Below are 14,235 nucleotides of genomic sequence, written 5' to 3' on the forward strand. Positions count from 1 at the left end.
ACCTAACCATTTCTTAACCATATAATACCTACACCAATTAATAAGGCAATGATGACTACACTTGTATCTCGAGTCCCCCATGTTAATACCCTCAACTTTGTCCTGCCTTCACCACCACGGTAGCCACGAGCTTCCATAGCTAAAGCTAAATCTTCTGCTCGTTTGAAAGCACTAATAAACAAAGGCACTAATAGTGGAAGTAACGCTTTTATTCTTTTTGAGATAGGGCCTGAGCTAAAATCGACTCCCCTAGCCATTTGTGCTTTTAAGATCTTCTCAGTCTCTTGCATAAATGTAGGAATAAAGCGCAAGGCGATCGACATCATTAATGCTAGCTCATGCGCTGGTAGCCCCACCTTTTTTAGAGGAGTGAACAGTGATTCCAATCCATCTGTTAGGTCGATCGGGCTTGTTGTCAGCGTAATTAGCGACGTCAGCATGACTAAGGTTAAAAGCCTAGTTGCAATAAATAAACCATTCATCACCCCACCTTCATGAATAGCAAGTGGACCAAGTGTCAGTAATACGGGACCTTCTTTTGTCAAAAGAATATGGAGGATAAGAGTAAAGAATACGAGCCATAATATCGGCCGCAGACCACGATACAAGAACAAGATTGGAACCTTAGAAATGACCATAAGCATAACAGTAAATCCTACTAATAATAAGCTAGAAAGCCAGTTATCAGCAAAGAAAATAACAATTAACAATAAAAAGACACTAGCAAGCTTCGATCTTGGGTCTAGCTTGTGCAAAAAGGAGTCTGCTTGAACGTATTGTCCAATAATGACATTTTGAAACATCTAGCGAGCCTCCTTCTTACGTAGAAGGTTCGACACATAATCAATGACCTCATCCGTTTCAAACAGGAGAGGAACCTCTTTTAAGTGAAATTTTTCCTTGATTTGCTGTAGGAAGCGAACTGTATCAGGTAAATCTAATCCAATCTCCAATAAACGCTCTGTTTGCTTGAAGATTTCTTCCCTACTTCCAGACATCTCGACCCCGCCATCATTCATCACCACTAATTGATCTGCATATTTTGCTGCATCTTCCATATGATGTGTGACAAGAATAGTGGTCGTACCAAACTGCTTATGATAATTAGCAAATAGCTCAAGCATTTGTTTTCTTCCCTCAGGGTCAAGCCCTGCAGTAGGTTCATCTAGTACAAGAACAGAAGGTCTTATTGCCAGTACCCCTGCTATGGCTACGCGTCGCATTTGTCCGCCACTTAATTGAAAAGGCGAGGATTCAAGCAAGTCTTCCCCTAAACCAACTAAGGGTAACAGTTCCTTTACTCGTTTCAGAGCTGCTTCTTCAGTTAATCCATAATTCATCGGGCCAAAACAAATATCCTTTGCAACCGTTTCTTCAAACAATTGATGTTCAGGATACTGAAACACTAATCCAACCTTCTGTCTTAAATCCCTTAAAGATTGCTTTTTTTGATTTGCGCGAATTGTATAGGGACCAACTTTTATTTCACCAGCACTCGGTTTTAAAAGCCCATTGATATGTTGGATCATAGTTGATTTCCCTGAACCTGTATGCCCAATAATCGCAGTAAATGAACCAGAAGGGATAGAGAGATCAACTGGGTGAAGGGCTGCTTTTTCAAATGGAGTACCGATCATATAACGATGTTCTACACCTTTGAATGTGATGTCCATAACGCGTCAACCAACTCTCCTTCTGTTAAGGATAACTTATTAAAGCGAAACCCTTCTCTTTCAAGCCCTTTTTGCACGTTAACAGAGAATGGAACATTAAGACCTGCTTTCTCTAGCTGCTCTTTCGATTGGAAAACCTCTTTTGGGGTACCATCTGCTTTTATTTGACCATTTTCAAAGATAAGCACACGTTCGGCCATGACTGCTTCTTCCATATCGTGCGTAATAGTCATAATAGCAACACCTCGGTCATGAAGCATCTTCATTGTACGCATCACATCTTTTCTTCCTGATGGATCAAGCATTGAAGTAGCTTCATCAAAGATAATCATGTCTGGCTCTAATGCAATAATACCAGCAATCGCTACTCGTTGCTTTTGCCCACCAGATAAACGATGCGGCTCGGAATCAAGAAGATGATCGACTCCAATTAACTTGGAATATTTCTCGATACGTTCAAGCATGTCATCTCGGTGTATTCCCTGATTTTCTAACCCAAATGCGATATCATCACGAACAGTTGTCGCGACAAATTGATGATCTGGATTTTGAAAAATCATTCCTACACGCTTTCTTATGCGCCATAAATCATCTTCATTAACCGTTTGAAAGCCGTCAACTTCAACTGTTCCATTTTGCGGTATTAACAACCCATTCATTAAACGACCAAACGTCGACTTACCTGATCCATTGCGACCAAGCACAGAAACCCATTCTCTACGATTAAAGGAGATCGTTATATCTTTTATAGCCAGGTCATTCGCTTCCTCATACTGAAACGAGACCTCTTTTAGATCAATAAAAACAGACAATCGAACCCCTCCTAAAAAAAAGGTCTAACCATATCCTATAAATCAAGGCAACAAAAAAGGGCCCCAGAGTCAGAGCGTAACGTGCTCAGATCCTGTACAGCCCTTTTGTCGCCTCATATAATGAATCTCTAAAGACTCAAATTACACAAGCTCAATAATTGCCATTGGTGCACCGTCGCCACGACGAGGACCAACTTTAAGAATACGAGTATAACCGCCTTGACGATCCTCGTAACGAGTTGCAATATCAGAGAATAGCTTTTGGATTGCATCTTCGTTTGTCTCTTCGTTAGCTACTTCACGACGGATGAAAGCTGCAGCTTGACGACGAGCATGAAGATCTCCACGCTTCCCTAATGTAATCATTTTCTCAACGATTGAACGTAGCTCTTTTGCTTTCGCTTCAGTCGTTTCGATGCGCTCATTGATGATAAGGTCAGTTGCTAAGTCACGGAAAAGAGCCTTACGACCAGCACTATCACGACCTAATTTTGCGTATGCCATGTTCGTTTCCCTCCTTTGTTACCTTCTCTCGACCTAAGAGTCAGAGATTTTCAAGAAAAAATTCAAACCAATCACAAACCTATTTAGAATCAGTTAGAAATACTAGTGATGATCAGTCTTCTTTACGAAGTCCTAATCCAAGCTCACCAAGTTTTTCTTGAACTTCTTCTAATGACTTACGTCCTAGGTTACGTACTTTCATCATGTCTTCTTCTGACTTTTGCGTTAACTCTTGTACCGTATTGATACCAGCACGCTTTAGGCAGTTGTAAGAACGAACAGAAAGGTCTAGCTCTTCAATCGTCATTTCAAGAACTTTCTCTTTTTGATCTTCTTCTTTTTCGACCATGATTTCAGCATGTTGTGCTTGATCTGTTAAGCCTACAAAAATGTTTAAATGCTCAGTTAAGATTTTTGCGCCTAAAGACACAGCCTCTTCTGGGCGAATGCTTCCGTCAGTCCACACATCAAGGGTTAGTTTGTCATAGTTGGTGACTTGACCGACACGTGTGTTTTCAACTTGATAGTTGACACGAGATACCGGTGTGTAAATAGAGTCAATAGGAAGAACACCAATCGGTTGATCGTCATTCTTATTCCCTACAGCAAGTGCGTAACCACGGCCACTCTTTGCTGTAAGGCGCATATGGAAGTGTGCTCCTTTAGCTAAAGTTGCAATATGCAGATCAGGATTTAATACTTCGATATCACTATCGTGTGTTAAATCGCCTGCAGTTATCACGCCTTCACCTTGAACATCTACCTCTAGCGTCTTCTCTTCATCAGAATAAATCTTAAGGGCAAGCTGCTTTAAGTTCAAGATAATAGTCGTTACGTCTTCTACAACACCTTCGATTGTTGAGAATTCATGCAGAACACTATCAATTTGAACTGAAGTTACAGCTGCACCAGGAAGAGAAGATAAAAGAATACGACGTAAGGAGTTACCAAGAGTCGTTCCATACCCACGCTCTAGTGGCTCAACGACAAATTTACCGTACTTTGCGTCTTCACTAACTTCAACCGTTTCAATATTTGGCTTTTCGATTTCAATCATTAAAACAAACCCTCCTTCAAAACGTCGAACTCCGGTAGACTGCCAGGAAAGCCTAACCGGAAATCCCCATTAGGCAGTTCCCAACCGTTTCACCTTTTTTTATCAATAATGCATTCGTCTCATCCATTATTGACACTTTCAGGAAATCTATACAATGATTGATTTCGTTACACTCTACGACGTTTTGGCGGGCGGCAACCGTTATGAGGAACTGGAGTAACATCTTTAATCATGTTAACTTCAAGTCCAACAGCTTGTAATGAACGAATCGCAGCTTCACGACCAGCACCAGGGCCTTTTACAGAAACTTCGATTACTTTCATGCCATGCTCCATAGCAGTTTTAGCTGCAGATTCAGCAGCCATTTGTGCTGCGAATGGAGTAGACTTACGAGAACCTTTAAATCCTAATGCACCTGCACTTGCCCAAGAAATAGCATTGCCGTGCGTGTCAGTAATCGTCACAATAGTGTTGTTGAATGTTGAACGGATGTGTGCTACACCAGTCTCAATATTCTTACGTTGACGACGCTTTGGACGAGTATTCGTTTTCTTAGCCATTTTTTATGCGACCTCCTTTACTATTTCTTCTTGTTTGCTACTGTACGACGAGGACCTTTACGCGTACGAGCATTGTTTTTAGAATTTTGTCCACGAACTGGTAATCCACGACGGTGGCGAATCCCACGGTATGAACCAATTTCGATTAGACGCTTGATGTTAAGTGATACTTCACGACGAAGGTCACCTTCTACTGTGTGAACTTCAACTGCTTCACGAATACGACCTAATTCTTCTTCTGTTAAATCACGAACGCGAGTATCCTCAGATACGCCAGCTTCCGCTAAAATTTCAGATGACTTTGTTTTTCCAACTCCAAAGATATAAGTGAGTGAAATAACTACTCGCTTATCACGAGGAATATCTACACCTGCGACACGTGCCATGTGCTGTGCACCTCCTTAAATATTAACCTTGTTTTTGTTTGTGTTTAGGGTTTTCACAAATAACCATAACCGTCCCTTTACGACGGATAACTTTACACTTTTCACAAATTGGCTTGACTGATGGTCTTACCTTCATTATCGTTTACCTCCTTATGGTACGGAGTGCATTTAATTGTAATCGTTCAATTCACATCTAGCAAGTCTAATTATAGATCCCACTAGCAAATCGCAACGTTTATTTGTATCGATATGTGATTCGTCCACGAGTCAAGTCATACGGTGATAGTTCAACCGTTACTTTATCTCCAGGAAGGATTCGGATAAAGTGCATACGAATCTTACCAGAAACATGAGCAAGGATCTTGTGACCATTCTCTAACTCTACACGAAACATTGCGTTTGGTAACGGCTCAATAACCGTACCTTCCACTTCAATTACATCCTCTTTAGCCATGAATTTACTCTCCTTCCTTCAGCAAATCAAGTTGTTGTTCTAGAAACCCGCTAAGTGCATAGCGAAGTTTCCCATTCGTAACACGTCCCGTTTCTTCAAAACTAATGCGTATTTCAGGAGCCATGTAGTTCAACAATTCTAGATGGTTGATGTTTTTTTTCTTAGCTCGATCAATTTTACGCTTATCTCCATCAGCAATCAAGACATAACGATCATTTATGACCTCAATGATCACAGCATACATGCCAGCGTCTCTACCTTTTTTGATTTGCACAATTTGACCGATACCGGGACTCGGACCAGAGTCGTTCATTTCACCCATCACCTACACCTAAAGTTTTGTTAAAATTTCATACCCTGTTTCTGTAATCGCAATTGTATGCTCAAAGTGTGCACAATTTTTACCGTCTACTGTAACCACAGTCCAGTTATCAGCTAACGTGCGCACATAACGAGAACCTGCATTAATCATCGGTTCAATCGCTAGAACCATTCCCGGCTTTAGACGAGGTCCTTTACCTGGAGGTCCGTAGTGAGGAATTTGTGGGTCTTCATGTAAGTCTTGCCCTACTCCATGGCCAACATACTCACGTACAATTGAATAACCAAGTGGTTCTGCATATGATTGGATCGCATGAGAAATATTTGATAATCTCTCACCAGGCTTAGCCTCTTCCAATCCTTTATATAAAGAAGCCTCTGTGACGTCCAACAATCGTTGGTCTTCATCAGAAATTGTACCTACAGCATACGTCCAAGCGGAGTCACCGTGGTACCCATTTAACTTAGCACCGATGTCAACACTAATTACATCGCCATCCTTAAGCACTCGAGATCCGGGGATACCGTGTACTAATTCCTCGTTTACTGAAGCACAGATACTACCTGTAAATCCATTGTAGCCTTTGAATGAGGGTGTTGCACCGTGTGAACGAATCAACTTTTCTGCAATCTCATCCAATTGTTTTGTCGTAATACCAGGCTTGATATGCTGCTTTAACTCTTGGTGAGTAAGAGCAACAATTCTCCCAGCTTCACGCATGATTTCTAATTCACGTTCAGTCTTACAGATAATCATGCATTGAGTCCTTTCAGAAGTTCATCTAGATCTTCGAAGACCTTAGTGATATCTTGATCACCATTGACCGTACGAAGGTAGCCTTTTTCTGTATAGAAATCAATAAGTGGCTGTGCTTGCTGTTGATTTACTTCAAGACGTTTTTTAACTGTTTCAGGTTTGTCGTCATCACGTTGGATTAACTCCTTACCATCAACATCACATACACCTTCAACCTTTGGCGGGTTGTAGATCATGTGGTATGTCTTACCTGATGTAGGTGAGACACGTCTACCAGTTAAACGATCCATTAAAAGCTGCTCCGGAACTTCAATGTTAAGAACATAATCTAAACTACGCTCCATAGAAGAAAGCATATCTTCTAACGCTTCTGCTTGTGCAACTGTACGAGGGAAGCCATCTAATAAGAAGCCTTTCTCGCAGTCTCCTTGTGAAAGACGTTCTCTCACAATGCCAATTGTCACTTCATCCGGTACTAATTCACCAGCGTCCATAAACGATTTAGCTTTTAAACCTAACTCTGTTTCGCCTTTAATGGCAGCACGAAACATATCACCTGTAGAAATATGAGGAATGTCATACTTCTCAACAATGCGCTCTGCTTGTGTACCTTTACCGGCTCCTGGTAAACCCATTAATATTAGATTCAACACTAATCCCCTCCATCGCTCCGATTTAACAACAGAAGGCGAACGGGAAGAATGCTTCCTCCCCTGCTCCCCTTGTTACTTAATAAAGCCTTTATAAGAACGTTTAATAAGCTGTCCTTCGATCTGTTTCATCGTGTCTAATGCTACACCAACTACGATTAATAATCCAGTACCACCGATCTGAATCGCCGCTGGCAAACCCATTAATCGTGTGAAGAAAACCGGGATAATTGCTACAGTTGCTAGGAACAATGCTCCAACAAACGTTAAACGGTATAAAATGCGTGTTAAGTACACTTGAGTTGTTTTACCGGGACGAATTCCTGGAATATAGCCACCTTGTTTTTTAAGGTTTTCGGCCATTTTTTCAGGATTGACCTGGATAAATGTATAGAAGTACGTAAACCCGATAATTAGTAATGCATATACAACCATACCAATTGGCTGAGTATAATCAAATACTTGAACCACCCATGCCGCAATTGCATTATCAGTTCCGAAGAACCCAGCAACCGTTGGCGGGAAGATGAATAGTGATAGTGCGAAGATAACCGGAATTACCCCAGCGCCGTTCACTTTCAATGGTAGATGTGTAGATTGACCACCTACAGGATTACGACCAACTAAGCGTTTTGCGTATTGAACAGGAATCTTGCGTAATGCTTGTTGAACAAAAATGACACCAACAATAATAGCTAGTACAGCTAAAGCTAATAGTAATAATGATACGATGCTCAAGAATAACTGATCACCAGCATCTTGAATTTGCGTTGCATACAGTTGATTAAGTCCATTTGGAATACCAGCTGCGATACCTGCAAAGATAATGATTGAAATACCATTACCAACACCTTTAGCAGTAATCTGTTCACCAAGCCACATAAGAAATGCTGTTCCCGCTGTAAGAACAAGTGCAATAAACAAATAAGTAGGAATGCTTGGGTTAGGAATTAACCCTGGAAAGAAGGAATTAAATCCAACAGACATCCCAATAGCTTGTATAAAACCTAAAACGATCGTTCCATATCGGGTGAACTGAGCCAACTTACGTCGTCCAGCTTCTCCCTCTTTGGCCCACTCAGCAAACTTAGGTACAACGTCCATTTGCAACAATTGAACAACAATCGATGCAGTAATGTACGGCATAATACCCATCGCGAAGATAGAAAAGTTACCAAGTGCTCCACCACCAAATGTGTTTAAAAACCCAAAGGCATTTAATTGGTCGTGGAAGTTCAGAACATCACTGTTTGCCCCTGGTACAGGGATAAAGCTACCGATCCGAAAGACAACGAGCATGAGAAGGGTGAAAACAACCTTACGTCGTATGTCACCCACTCGAATAATGTTGGAGATCGTCCCGAACATTAAATCACCTCAGTTTTTCCGCCAGCAGCTTCGATTGCTTCCACTGCAGATGCAGAAAACTTATGTGCTTTTACTGTTAAGTTCTTTTCAAGCTTTCCGTTTCCAAGGATCTTAATTCCGATCTTAACGTTCTTTACTGTACCTGATTCGATAAGTAGTTCTGGTGTAACCTCAGTACCTGCATCAAAACGGTTGAGCGTCTCAAGGTTAATCACTGTAAACTCCTTACGAGTCGGGTTAGTAAAGCCACGTTTTGGTAAACGACGATATAATGGGTTTTGACCACCCTCGAAACCAGGACGAACACCACCGCCAGAACGTGAGTTTTGACCTTTGTGCCCTCTACCTGATGTCTTACCGTTACCAGAACCGATACCACGTCCTACGCGGTTACGTACTTTACGTGATCCTTCTGCGGGCTTCAACTCATGAAGTTTCATGTCGACACCTCCTCATGTATAAATTAAGCTATTAAGCTTCGATTTCTTTTACTGTTAAAAGGTGAGATACCTTGTTTACCATACCGCGAATCGCAGCGTTATCTTCTTGAACAACAGTTTGGTGCATTTTGCGTAATCCAAGTGTGTTCACTGTAACGCGTTGGTCTTCCGGACGACCGATAAGACTACGAGTGAGGGTAATTTCTAATTTCTTAGCCATTTACGTTCCCTCCTTATCCTAACAGTTCTTCCACTGATTTACCGCGAAGTTTTGCAACTTCCTCAGCACGCTTCAGTTCTTTAAGTCCTTGCATAGTAGCACGAACCATGTTAATTGGGTTGTTAGAACCTAGTGATTTTGACAAGATGTCACCTACACCAGAAAGTTCTAATACCGCACGTACAGGACCACCAGCGATTACACCAGTACCTTCTGAAGCTGGCTTAAGTAAAACGCGACCTGCTCCAAAGTGACCAATGATTTCGTGTGGAATTGTAGTACCAACAACTGGCACTTCAATGAGGTTTTTCTTAGCATCTTCTACCGCTTTACGGATTGCCTCAGGAACTTCCTGAGCTTTACCCATACCGAAACCGACATGGCCGTTCTTATCGCCTACTACAACCAATGCAGCGAAGCGGAAACGACGTCCACCTTTAACTACTTTCGCAACACGATTGACAGCTACTACTTTCTCTTCAAGTTCCAACGTATTAGGGTCAATACGACGCATTCGTTTTCCCTCCTTTGTTCTTTAGAATTGCAATCCAGCTTCACGAGCTGCATCTGCTAATGTTTGTACACGACCGTGGTATATATAACCACCGCGATCAAACACTACTACTTTATGACCGTTTTCTACCGCACGTTTAGCAACAAGCTCACCTACTGCTTTAGCTGCTTCTTTATTGCCACCGTTCTCAAGCTTTAGTTCTTTATCTAAACTAGATGCTGAAGCAAGAGTTACACCATTTACGTCATCGATAAGCTGTGCGTAAATGTGTTTTGATGAACGGAAAACATTAAGACGTGGACGTTCAGGAGTTCCTGTGATCGCACGACGTACGTGAGCGTGTCTTTTCTTACGGCCCAAGTTTTTGCTAGGCTTCGTAATCATAGAACGTCATTCCTTTCCGTATATTAATTATTTACCAGTCTTACCTTCTTTACGACGCACATACTCGCCTTCATAACGAATACCTTTACCTTTGTAAGGCTCAGGAAGACGTACTGAACGAATATTAGATGCTACTGCTCCAACACGCTCTTTATCGATACCTTTGACGATAACTTTCGTGTTAGCAGGAACTTCAATTTCAATACCTGCTTCAGGAGTGATTTCAACTGGGTGAGAGTAACCAACGTTAAGTACAAGCTTAGATCCTGACTTCGTTGCACGATAACCTACCCCGATAAGTTCAAGCGTACGCTCGTAACCTTTCGTTACGCCCTCAACCATGTTGTTGATCAAGCTGCGAGTAGTTCCGTGAAGAGCTTTATGCTCCTTGTTATCAGAAGGGCGCTCAACTGTAACTTGGTTCTCTTCTACATTGATTTTCATGTCCTGGTGAAGGTTACGCTTAAGCTCACCTTTAGGACCTTTAACCGTAAATAGTGTTCCGTCAACTGTGATTGTTACACCAGCTGGAACCTCTACTGGTTTATTACCAATACGAGACATTCTTGTACACCTCCATTCATTTCAAGGAATGTATTACCAAACGTATGCTAATACTTCTCCGCCCACTTGTTGTTGACGAGCTTCCTTGTCTGTCATTACACCATTTGATGTTGAAACTAACGCGATTCCTAAACCGCCTAATACGCGTGGAAGTTCACCAGCTTTCGCATATACGCGAAGTCCAGGCTTACTAATGCGCTTAAGACCAGTAATTACACGCTCGTTTGTAGCACCATATTTTAAGAAGATGCGGATCACACCTTGCTTACTGTCTTCGATATATTCATAGTCACGGATAAAGCCCTCACGCTTAAGAATATCAGCGATCTCTTTCTTTACCTTTGAAGCAGGTAATTCAAGCTTCTCGTGACGAACTGTGTTCGCATTACGAATTCGAGTCAACATATCTGCAATTGGATCTGTCATGACCATAGTTATTTACCTCCTTCCCGTTCTTAGCTTACCAACTAGCTTTCTTCACGCCAGGAATTTGCCCTTTGTGAGCAAGCTCTCTGAAGCAAATCCGGCAAAGTTTAAACTTACGCAATACTGAATGAGGACGACCGCAACGTTCACAGCGAGTGTACTCTTGTACTTTGTACTTTTGTGTACGTTTTTGCTTTGCAATCATTGATTTCTTTGCCAAAGTTTTCCCTCCTCTTTGAAACGACTTTGATTATTTTTGGAATGGCATTCCCATTTGTGTTAATAGTTCACGAGCTTCTTCGTCCGTATTCGCAGTTGTTACGATAACAACGTCCATACCGCGAACTTTATCCACTTTATCGTAATCAATTTCAGGGAAGATTAATTGCTCTTTCACACCTAGAGTGTAGTTACCGCGACCATCGAATGCTTTCTTAGAAACACCACGGAAGTCACGTACACGAGGTAATGAAACAGAAACTAACTTTTCAAGGAACTGGTACATACGCTCGCCACGAAGAGTTACTTTCGCACCGATTGGCATACCTTCACGAAGCTTGAAACCTGCGATTGATTTTTTTGCTTTTGTAATTAAAGGCTTTTGACCAGTAATCTCAGCTAATTCTTCTACAGCTTTATCTAATGCTTTAGCGTTAGAAACAGCATCACCAACACCCATGTTAACAACGATTTTCTCAAGCTTTGGTACAGCCATAACAGATGAGTAGTTGAACTTCTCTACTAGAGAAGGAACGATTTCAGTTGAATACTTCTCTTTTAAACGATTCATACGATTGACCTCCTTTCACACTCTGACTACTTATCTAATAATTCGCCAGACTTCTTAGCAATACGTACATTCTTGCCATTTTCAATTTTGTGACCTACACGAGTAGGTTCACCAGACTTAGGATCTACAGGCATAACGTTTGAAGAATGAATTGGCGCTTCTTGATTCAAGATACCACCTTGTGGGTTATCTTGAGATGGCTTTGCGTGTTTCTTCACAATGTTAATACCCTCTACAAGAACACGATTCTTCTTAGGAAAAGCTTCTAAGATTACACCTTGTTTCCCTTTGTCTTTACCAGAGATGACCTTAACTGTGTCACCTTTTTTGACATGCATCTTCGCCATGTTCGCACCTCCTTGACAGGGCCTTCCGTTAATATCTATTAAAGAACTTCTGGAGCAAGAGACACAATCTTCATGAATTGGTTGTCACGAAGTTCACGTGCTACTGGTCCGAAAATACGAGTTCCGCGTGGGCTCTTATCGTCACGTACGATAACTGCTGCGTTCTCATCAAATTTGATGTATGAACCATCGTTACGACGTACACCGCTCTTAGAACGAACGATTACTGCTCTCACAACTTCACCTTTCTTGACAACGCCACCTGGTGTTGCTTGTTTCACAGAACAAACGATAACATCACCGACATTAGCTGTCTTACGGCCAGAACCACCTAATACTTTAATACATAGTACTTCACGAGCACCAGAGTTATCAGCAACTTTTAAACGGGATTCTTGTTGAATCATGCGATCTTACCTCCCTTCAATCGAGAACTTCTATTAAATAATTACCGCTTCTTCTACGATTTCAACTAAGCGGAAACGTTTATCTTTTGAAAGCGGACGAGTTTCCATGATGCGAACAACGTCTCCAATTTTAGCAGAGTTTTCTTCATCATGCGCTTTTAACTTCTTAGAGTATTTTACGCGCTTTCCATAAAGGCGGTCTTTTTTGTATGTTTCAACAACAACAGAAATTGTTTTATCCATTTTGTCAGAAACAACGCGCCCTGTATATACCTTACGTTGGTTGCGTTCCATTTAGCAAACCTCCTTTTTAGCCGTTGTTAATTCCAAGCTCACGTTCACGCAATACAGTCTTCGCACGAGCAATTGCCTTACGAACTTCACGAATGCGGGCTGGATTATCCAATTGACCAGTCGCTAGTTGAAAGCGAAGGTTGAACAACTCTTCTTTAAGTGATTTCGTCTTTTGCTCAATTTCAGCAGTGGTTAAGTTACGAATATCATTAGCTTTCATTTGCGTCACCACCCACTTCTTCGCGTTTTACGAATTTACATTTTACAGGTAATTTATGAGCAGCTAATCGTAAAGCTTCACGAGCAACTTCCTCAGAAACACCAGAGATTTCAAACATAATCTTTCCAGGCTTAACTACAGCAACCCAGCCCTCAGGAGCACCTTTACCAGAACCCATTCGAACTTCAAGTGGCTTAGCAGTGTAAGGCTTAGATGGGAAGATTTTAATCCAAACTTTACCACCACGTTTCATATAACGTGTCATAGCAATACGCGCTGCTTCGATTTGACGGTTTGTGATCCAAGAAGCTTCAAGCGCTTGAAGACCAAACTCACCGAAGTGTACTTCTGTACCGCCTTTTGCACGACCGCGCATTTTTCCGCGATGTTCACGACGATATTTCACACGTTTTGGCATTAACATGATTAGTTGCCTCCTTCCTCTTTGTTCGTTCCTTTCGTTGGAAGGACTTCACCACGATAAATCCAGATCTTGATGCCTAGCTTACCGTATGTTGTATCAGCTTCAGCTGTACCGTAGTCGATATCAGCACGAAGTGTGTGAAGTGGAACTGTTCCTTCATTATAATGTTCTGCACGTGCAATATCAGCGCCACCAAGACGACCAGATACTTGAGTTTTAATACCCTTAGCACCAGAACGCATTGTACGTTGAATCGCTTGTTTCATAGCACGACGGAACGAAATACGATTTTCTAATTGACGAGCAATGTTTTCAGCAACTAATTTAGCATCTAAATCAGCTTGCTTCACTTCAAAGATGTTAATGTGAACTCGTTTGCCAGTTAATTCATTAAGAGCTTTACGTAAAGCTTCAACTTCAGAACCGCCTTTTCCGATCACCATTCCTGGTTTAGCAGTAGAAACTGTAACATTTACGCGGTTAGCAGCACGTTCGATTTCTACTTTAGACACAGAAGCGTCTTTTAAGCGTTTTTCAATATACTCACGAATTTTAATGTCTTCGTGTAGTAGATCAGCATAATCTTTCTCAGCGTACCATTTCGACTCCCAGTCTTTGATAACACCAACTCGAAGTCCAGTAGGATTAATCTTTTGACCCACG

27 protein-coding genes are annotated in these 14,235 nt (G+C 41.6%); all 27 read right to left on the reverse strand.

Annotated features, from left to right (window positions below; translation table 11 throughout):
- Window positions 1-2: 2 nt before the first annotated feature.
- On the reverse strand, window positions 3-803 hold the full coding sequence (locus AB3N04_RS10590) for an energy-coupling factor transporter transmembrane protein EcfT (RefSeq protein ID WP_368505949.1): 801 nt from the start codon (window positions 801-803) through the stop codon (window positions 3-5).
- Complete coding sequence (locus AB3N04_RS10595) at window positions 804-1,673, reverse strand: energy-coupling factor ABC transporter ATP-binding protein (RefSeq protein WP_368505950.1); 870 nt, start codon at window positions 1,671-1,673, stop codon at window positions 804-806. It lies immediately after the preceding gene.
- Window positions 1,649-2,485 (reverse strand): energy-coupling factor transporter ATPase, encoded by an 837-nt coding sequence (locus AB3N04_RS10600; RefSeq protein ID WP_368505951.1) that lies wholly within the window; start codon window positions 2,483-2,485, stop codon window positions 1,649-1,651. Before AB3N04_RS10600 ends, AB3N04_RS10595 begins: the two co-directional genes overlap by 25 nt.
- Window positions 2,486-2,626: 141 nt before the next feature.
- Complete coding sequence (gene rplQ / locus AB3N04_RS10605; protein ID WP_047972654.1) at window positions 2,627-2,989, reverse strand: 50S ribosomal protein L17; 363 nt, start codon at window positions 2,987-2,989, stop codon at window positions 2,627-2,629.
- Window positions 2,990-3,101: 112 nt separating this feature from the next.
- Window positions 3,102-4,046, reverse strand: a complete 945-nt coding sequence (locus AB3N04_RS10610; RefSeq protein ID WP_368505952.1) for a DNA-directed RNA polymerase subunit alpha — start codon at window positions 4,044-4,046, stop codon at window positions 3,102-3,104.
- Between the two features lie 167 nt (window positions 4,047-4,213).
- A complete protein-coding gene (gene rpsK / locus AB3N04_RS10615; RefSeq protein WP_047972652.1) occupies window positions 4,214-4,606 on the reverse strand; it encodes a 30S ribosomal protein S11 in 393 nt (130 codons plus the stop codon).
- Window positions 4,607-4,626: 20 nt separating this feature from the next.
- Entirely contained in the window at window positions 4,627-4,992 is a 366-nt protein-coding gene (gene rpsM / locus AB3N04_RS10620; RefSeq protein WP_047972651.1) for a 30S ribosomal protein S13, read from the reverse strand.
- A 22-nt stretch (window positions 4,993-5,014) separates the two neighbouring features.
- The gene (rpmJ, locus tag AB3N04_RS10625) at window positions 5,015-5,128 is read right to left on the reverse strand and encodes a 50S ribosomal protein L36 (RefSeq protein ID WP_003322638.1); all 114 of its coding nucleotides are present in this window, start codon (window positions 5,126-5,128) and stop codon (window positions 5,015-5,017) included.
- A gap of 99 nt (window positions 5,129-5,227) precedes the next feature.
- Window positions 5,228-5,446, reverse strand: a complete 219-nt coding sequence (gene infA / locus AB3N04_RS10630) for a translation initiation factor IF-1 (protein WP_010896341.1) — start codon at window positions 5,444-5,446, stop codon at window positions 5,228-5,230.
- Window positions 5,447-5,450: 4 nt separating this feature from the next.
- Complete coding sequence (locus AB3N04_RS10635) at window positions 5,451-5,759, reverse strand: KOW domain-containing RNA-binding protein (protein WP_047972669.1); 309 nt, start codon at window positions 5,757-5,759, stop codon at window positions 5,451-5,453.
- An 18-nt stretch (window positions 5,760-5,777) separates the two neighbouring features.
- Window positions 5,778-6,524, reverse strand: coding sequence for a type I methionyl aminopeptidase (gene map / locus AB3N04_RS10640; RefSeq protein ID WP_368505953.1), 747 nt, complete (start codon window positions 6,522-6,524; stop codon window positions 5,778-5,780).
- Window positions 6,521-7,174, reverse strand: a complete 654-nt coding sequence (locus tag AB3N04_RS10645; protein ID WP_368506027.1) for an adenylate kinase — start codon at window positions 7,172-7,174, stop codon at window positions 6,521-6,523. Before AB3N04_RS10645 ends, map begins: the two co-directional genes overlap by 4 nt.
- A gap of 75 nt (window positions 7,175-7,249) precedes the next feature.
- A complete protein-coding gene (gene secY, locus AB3N04_RS10650; protein WP_317123817.1) occupies window positions 7,250-8,542 on the reverse strand; it encodes a preprotein translocase subunit SecY in 1,293 nt (430 codons plus the stop codon).
- A complete protein-coding gene (rplO, locus tag AB3N04_RS10655) occupies window positions 8,542-8,982 on the reverse strand; it encodes a 50S ribosomal protein L15 (protein WP_047973432.1) in 441 nt (146 codons plus the stop codon). The genes secY and rplO overlap by 1 nt, the downstream gene beginning before the upstream one ends.
- A gap of 31 nt (window positions 8,983-9,013) precedes the next feature.
- Window positions 9,014-9,202, reverse strand: a complete 189-nt coding sequence (gene rpmD / locus AB3N04_RS10660) for a 50S ribosomal protein L30 (protein ID WP_012957154.1) — start codon at window positions 9,200-9,202, stop codon at window positions 9,014-9,016.
- Window positions 9,203-9,215: 13 nt separating this feature from the next.
- Window positions 9,216-9,716, reverse strand: a complete 501-nt coding sequence (rpsE, locus tag AB3N04_RS10665) for a 30S ribosomal protein S5 (protein ID WP_047973431.1) — start codon at window positions 9,714-9,716, stop codon at window positions 9,216-9,218.
- A 21-nt stretch (window positions 9,717-9,737) separates the two neighbouring features.
- On the reverse strand, window positions 9,738-10,100 hold the full coding sequence (rplR, locus tag AB3N04_RS10670) for a 50S ribosomal protein L18 (protein ID WP_368505954.1): 363 nt from the start codon (window positions 10,098-10,100) through the stop codon (window positions 9,738-9,740).
- 27 nt (window positions 10,101-10,127) lie between these two features.
- On the reverse strand, window positions 10,128-10,664 hold the full coding sequence (rplF, locus tag AB3N04_RS10675) for a 50S ribosomal protein L6 (protein ID WP_317123819.1): 537 nt from the start codon (window positions 10,662-10,664) through the stop codon (window positions 10,128-10,130).
- Window positions 10,665-10,697: 33 nt separating this feature from the next.
- The gene (rpsH, locus tag AB3N04_RS10680; RefSeq protein WP_047973428.1) at window positions 10,698-11,096 is read right to left on the reverse strand and encodes a 30S ribosomal protein S8; all 399 of its coding nucleotides are present in this window, start codon (window positions 11,094-11,096) and stop codon (window positions 10,698-10,700) included.
- A gap of 28 nt (window positions 11,097-11,124) precedes the next feature.
- On the reverse strand, window positions 11,125-11,310 hold the full coding sequence (locus AB3N04_RS10685; RefSeq protein WP_012957149.1) for a type Z 30S ribosomal protein S14: 186 nt from the start codon (window positions 11,308-11,310) through the stop codon (window positions 11,125-11,127).
- 30 nt (window positions 11,311-11,340) lie between these two features.
- Complete coding sequence (gene rplE / locus AB3N04_RS10690) at window positions 11,341-11,880, reverse strand: 50S ribosomal protein L5 (protein WP_047973427.1); 540 nt, start codon at window positions 11,878-11,880, stop codon at window positions 11,341-11,343.
- A gap of 26 nt (window positions 11,881-11,906) precedes the next feature.
- Window positions 11,907-12,218 carry a 50S ribosomal protein L24 gene (gene rplX, locus AB3N04_RS10695; RefSeq protein WP_047973435.1) on the reverse strand — a complete coding sequence of 104 codons (312 nt, stop codon included), beginning with the start codon at window positions 12,216-12,218 and terminating at the stop codon, window positions 11,907-11,909.
- Between the two features lie 47 nt (window positions 12,219-12,265).
- A complete protein-coding gene (gene rplN, locus AB3N04_RS10700) occupies window positions 12,266-12,634 on the reverse strand; it encodes a 50S ribosomal protein L14 (protein WP_012957146.1) in 369 nt (122 codons plus the stop codon).
- 33 nt (window positions 12,635-12,667) lie between these two features.
- Entirely contained in the window at window positions 12,668-12,928 is a 261-nt protein-coding gene (gene rpsQ / locus AB3N04_RS10705) for a 30S ribosomal protein S17 (RefSeq protein ID WP_317123820.1), read from the reverse strand.
- A gap of 16 nt (window positions 12,929-12,944) precedes the next feature.
- Window positions 12,945-13,148 (reverse strand): 50S ribosomal protein L29, encoded by a 204-nt coding sequence (rpmC, locus tag AB3N04_RS10710; protein WP_003322618.1) that lies wholly within the window; start codon window positions 13,146-13,148, stop codon window positions 12,945-12,947.
- Window positions 13,138-13,572 carry a 50S ribosomal protein L16 gene (rplP, locus tag AB3N04_RS10715; protein ID WP_317123821.1) on the reverse strand — a complete coding sequence of 145 codons (435 nt, stop codon included), beginning with the start codon at window positions 13,570-13,572 and terminating at the stop codon, window positions 13,138-13,140. The genes rpmC and rplP overlap by 11 nt, the downstream gene beginning before the upstream one ends.
- 2 nt (window positions 13,573-13,574) lie before the next feature.
- Window positions 13,575-14,234 carry a 30S ribosomal protein S3 gene (gene rpsC / locus AB3N04_RS10720; protein WP_317123822.1) on the reverse strand — a complete coding sequence of 220 codons (660 nt, stop codon included), beginning with the start codon at window positions 14,232-14,234 and terminating at the stop codon, window positions 13,575-13,577.
- Window position 14,235 lies beyond the last annotated feature (1 nt).

Origin of the sequence: Alkalihalophilus sp. As8PL, from assembly GCF_040939795.1 — a bacterium.
Lineage (GTDB): Bacteria > Bacillota > Bacilli > Bacillales > Bacillaceae_D > Alkalihalophilus > Alkalihalophilus lindianensis.

Coding starts and splice junctions, on each gene's coding strand:
- rpmD (WP_012957154.1), bottom strand. CDS start 9,202: ATGGCTAAGAAATTAGAAATTACCCTCACTCGTAGTCTTATCGGTCGT.
- rplP (WP_317123821.1), bottom strand. CDS start 13,572: ATGTTAATGCCAAAACGTGTGAAATATCGTCGTGAACATCGCGGAAAA.
- rpsE (WP_047973431.1), bottom strand. CDS start 9,716: ATGCGTCGTATTGACCCTAATACGTTGGAACTTGAAGAGAAAGTAGTA.
- rpsQ (WP_317123820.1), bottom strand. CDS start 12,928: ATGGAACGCAACCAACGTAAGGTATATACAGGGCGCGTTGTTTCTGAC.
- secY (WP_317123817.1), bottom strand. CDS start 8,542: ATGTTCGGGACGATCTCCAACATTATTCGAGTGGGTGACATACGACGT.
- AB3N04_RS10595 (WP_368505950.1), bottom strand. CDS start 1,673: ATGGACATCACATTCAAAGGTGTAGAACATCGTTATATGATCGGTACT.
- rpsH (WP_047973428.1), bottom strand. CDS start 11,096: ATGGTCATGACAGATCCAATTGCAGATATGTTGACTCGAATTCGTAAT.
- rpmJ (WP_003322638.1), bottom strand. CDS start 5,128: ATGAAGGTAAGACCATCAGTCAAGCCAATTTGTGAAAAGTGTAAAGTT.
- rpmC (WP_003322618.1), bottom strand. CDS start 13,148: ATGAAAGCTAATGATATTCGTAACTTAACCACTGCTGAAATTGAGCAA.
- rplN (WP_012957146.1), bottom strand. CDS start 12,634: ATGATTCAACAAGAATCCCGTTTAAAAGTTGCTGATAACTCTGGTGCT.
- AB3N04_RS10610 (WP_368505952.1), bottom strand. CDS start 4,046: ATGATTGAAATCGAAAAGCCAAATATTGAAACGGTTGAAGTTAGTGAA.
- map (WP_368505953.1), bottom strand. CDS start 6,524: ATGATTATCTGTAAGACTGAACGTGAATTAGAAATCATGCGTGAAGCT.
- infA (WP_010896341.1), bottom strand. CDS start 5,446: ATGGCTAAAGAGGATGTAATTGAAGTGGAAGGTACGGTTATTGAGCCG.
- rplF (WP_317123819.1), bottom strand. CDS start 10,664: ATGTCTCGTATTGGTAATAAACCAGTAGAGGTTCCAGCTGGTGTAACA.
- AB3N04_RS10635 (WP_047972669.1), bottom strand. CDS start 5,759: ATGAACGACTCTGGTCCGAGTCCCGGTATCGGTCAAATTGTGCAAATC.
- AB3N04_RS10590 (WP_368505949.1), bottom strand. CDS start 803: ATGTTTCAAAATGTCATTATTGGACAATACGTTCAAGCAGACTCCTTT.
- rplX (WP_047973435.1), bottom strand. CDS start 12,218: ATGCATGTCAAAAAAGGTGACACAGTTAAGGTCATCTCTGGTAAAGAC.
- rpsK (WP_047972652.1), bottom strand. CDS start 4,606: ATGGCTAAGAAAACGAATACTCGTCCAAAGCGTCGTCAACGTAAGAAT.
- rplO (WP_047973432.1), bottom strand. CDS start 8,982: ATGAAACTTCATGAGTTGAAGCCCGCAGAAGGATCACGTAAAGTACGT.
- rpsM (WP_047972651.1), bottom strand. CDS start 4,992: ATGGCACGTGTCGCAGGTGTAGATATTCCTCGTGATAAGCGAGTAGTT.
- rplQ (WP_047972654.1), bottom strand. CDS start 2,989: ATGGCATACGCAAAATTAGGTCGTGATAGTGCTGGTCGTAAGGCTCTT.
- rplE (WP_047973427.1), bottom strand. CDS start 11,880: ATGAATCGTTTAAAAGAGAAGTATTCAACTGAAATCGTTCCTTCTCTA.
- rplR (WP_368505954.1), bottom strand. CDS start 10,100: ATGATTACGAAGCCTAGCAAAAACTTGGGCCGTAAGAAAAGACACGCT.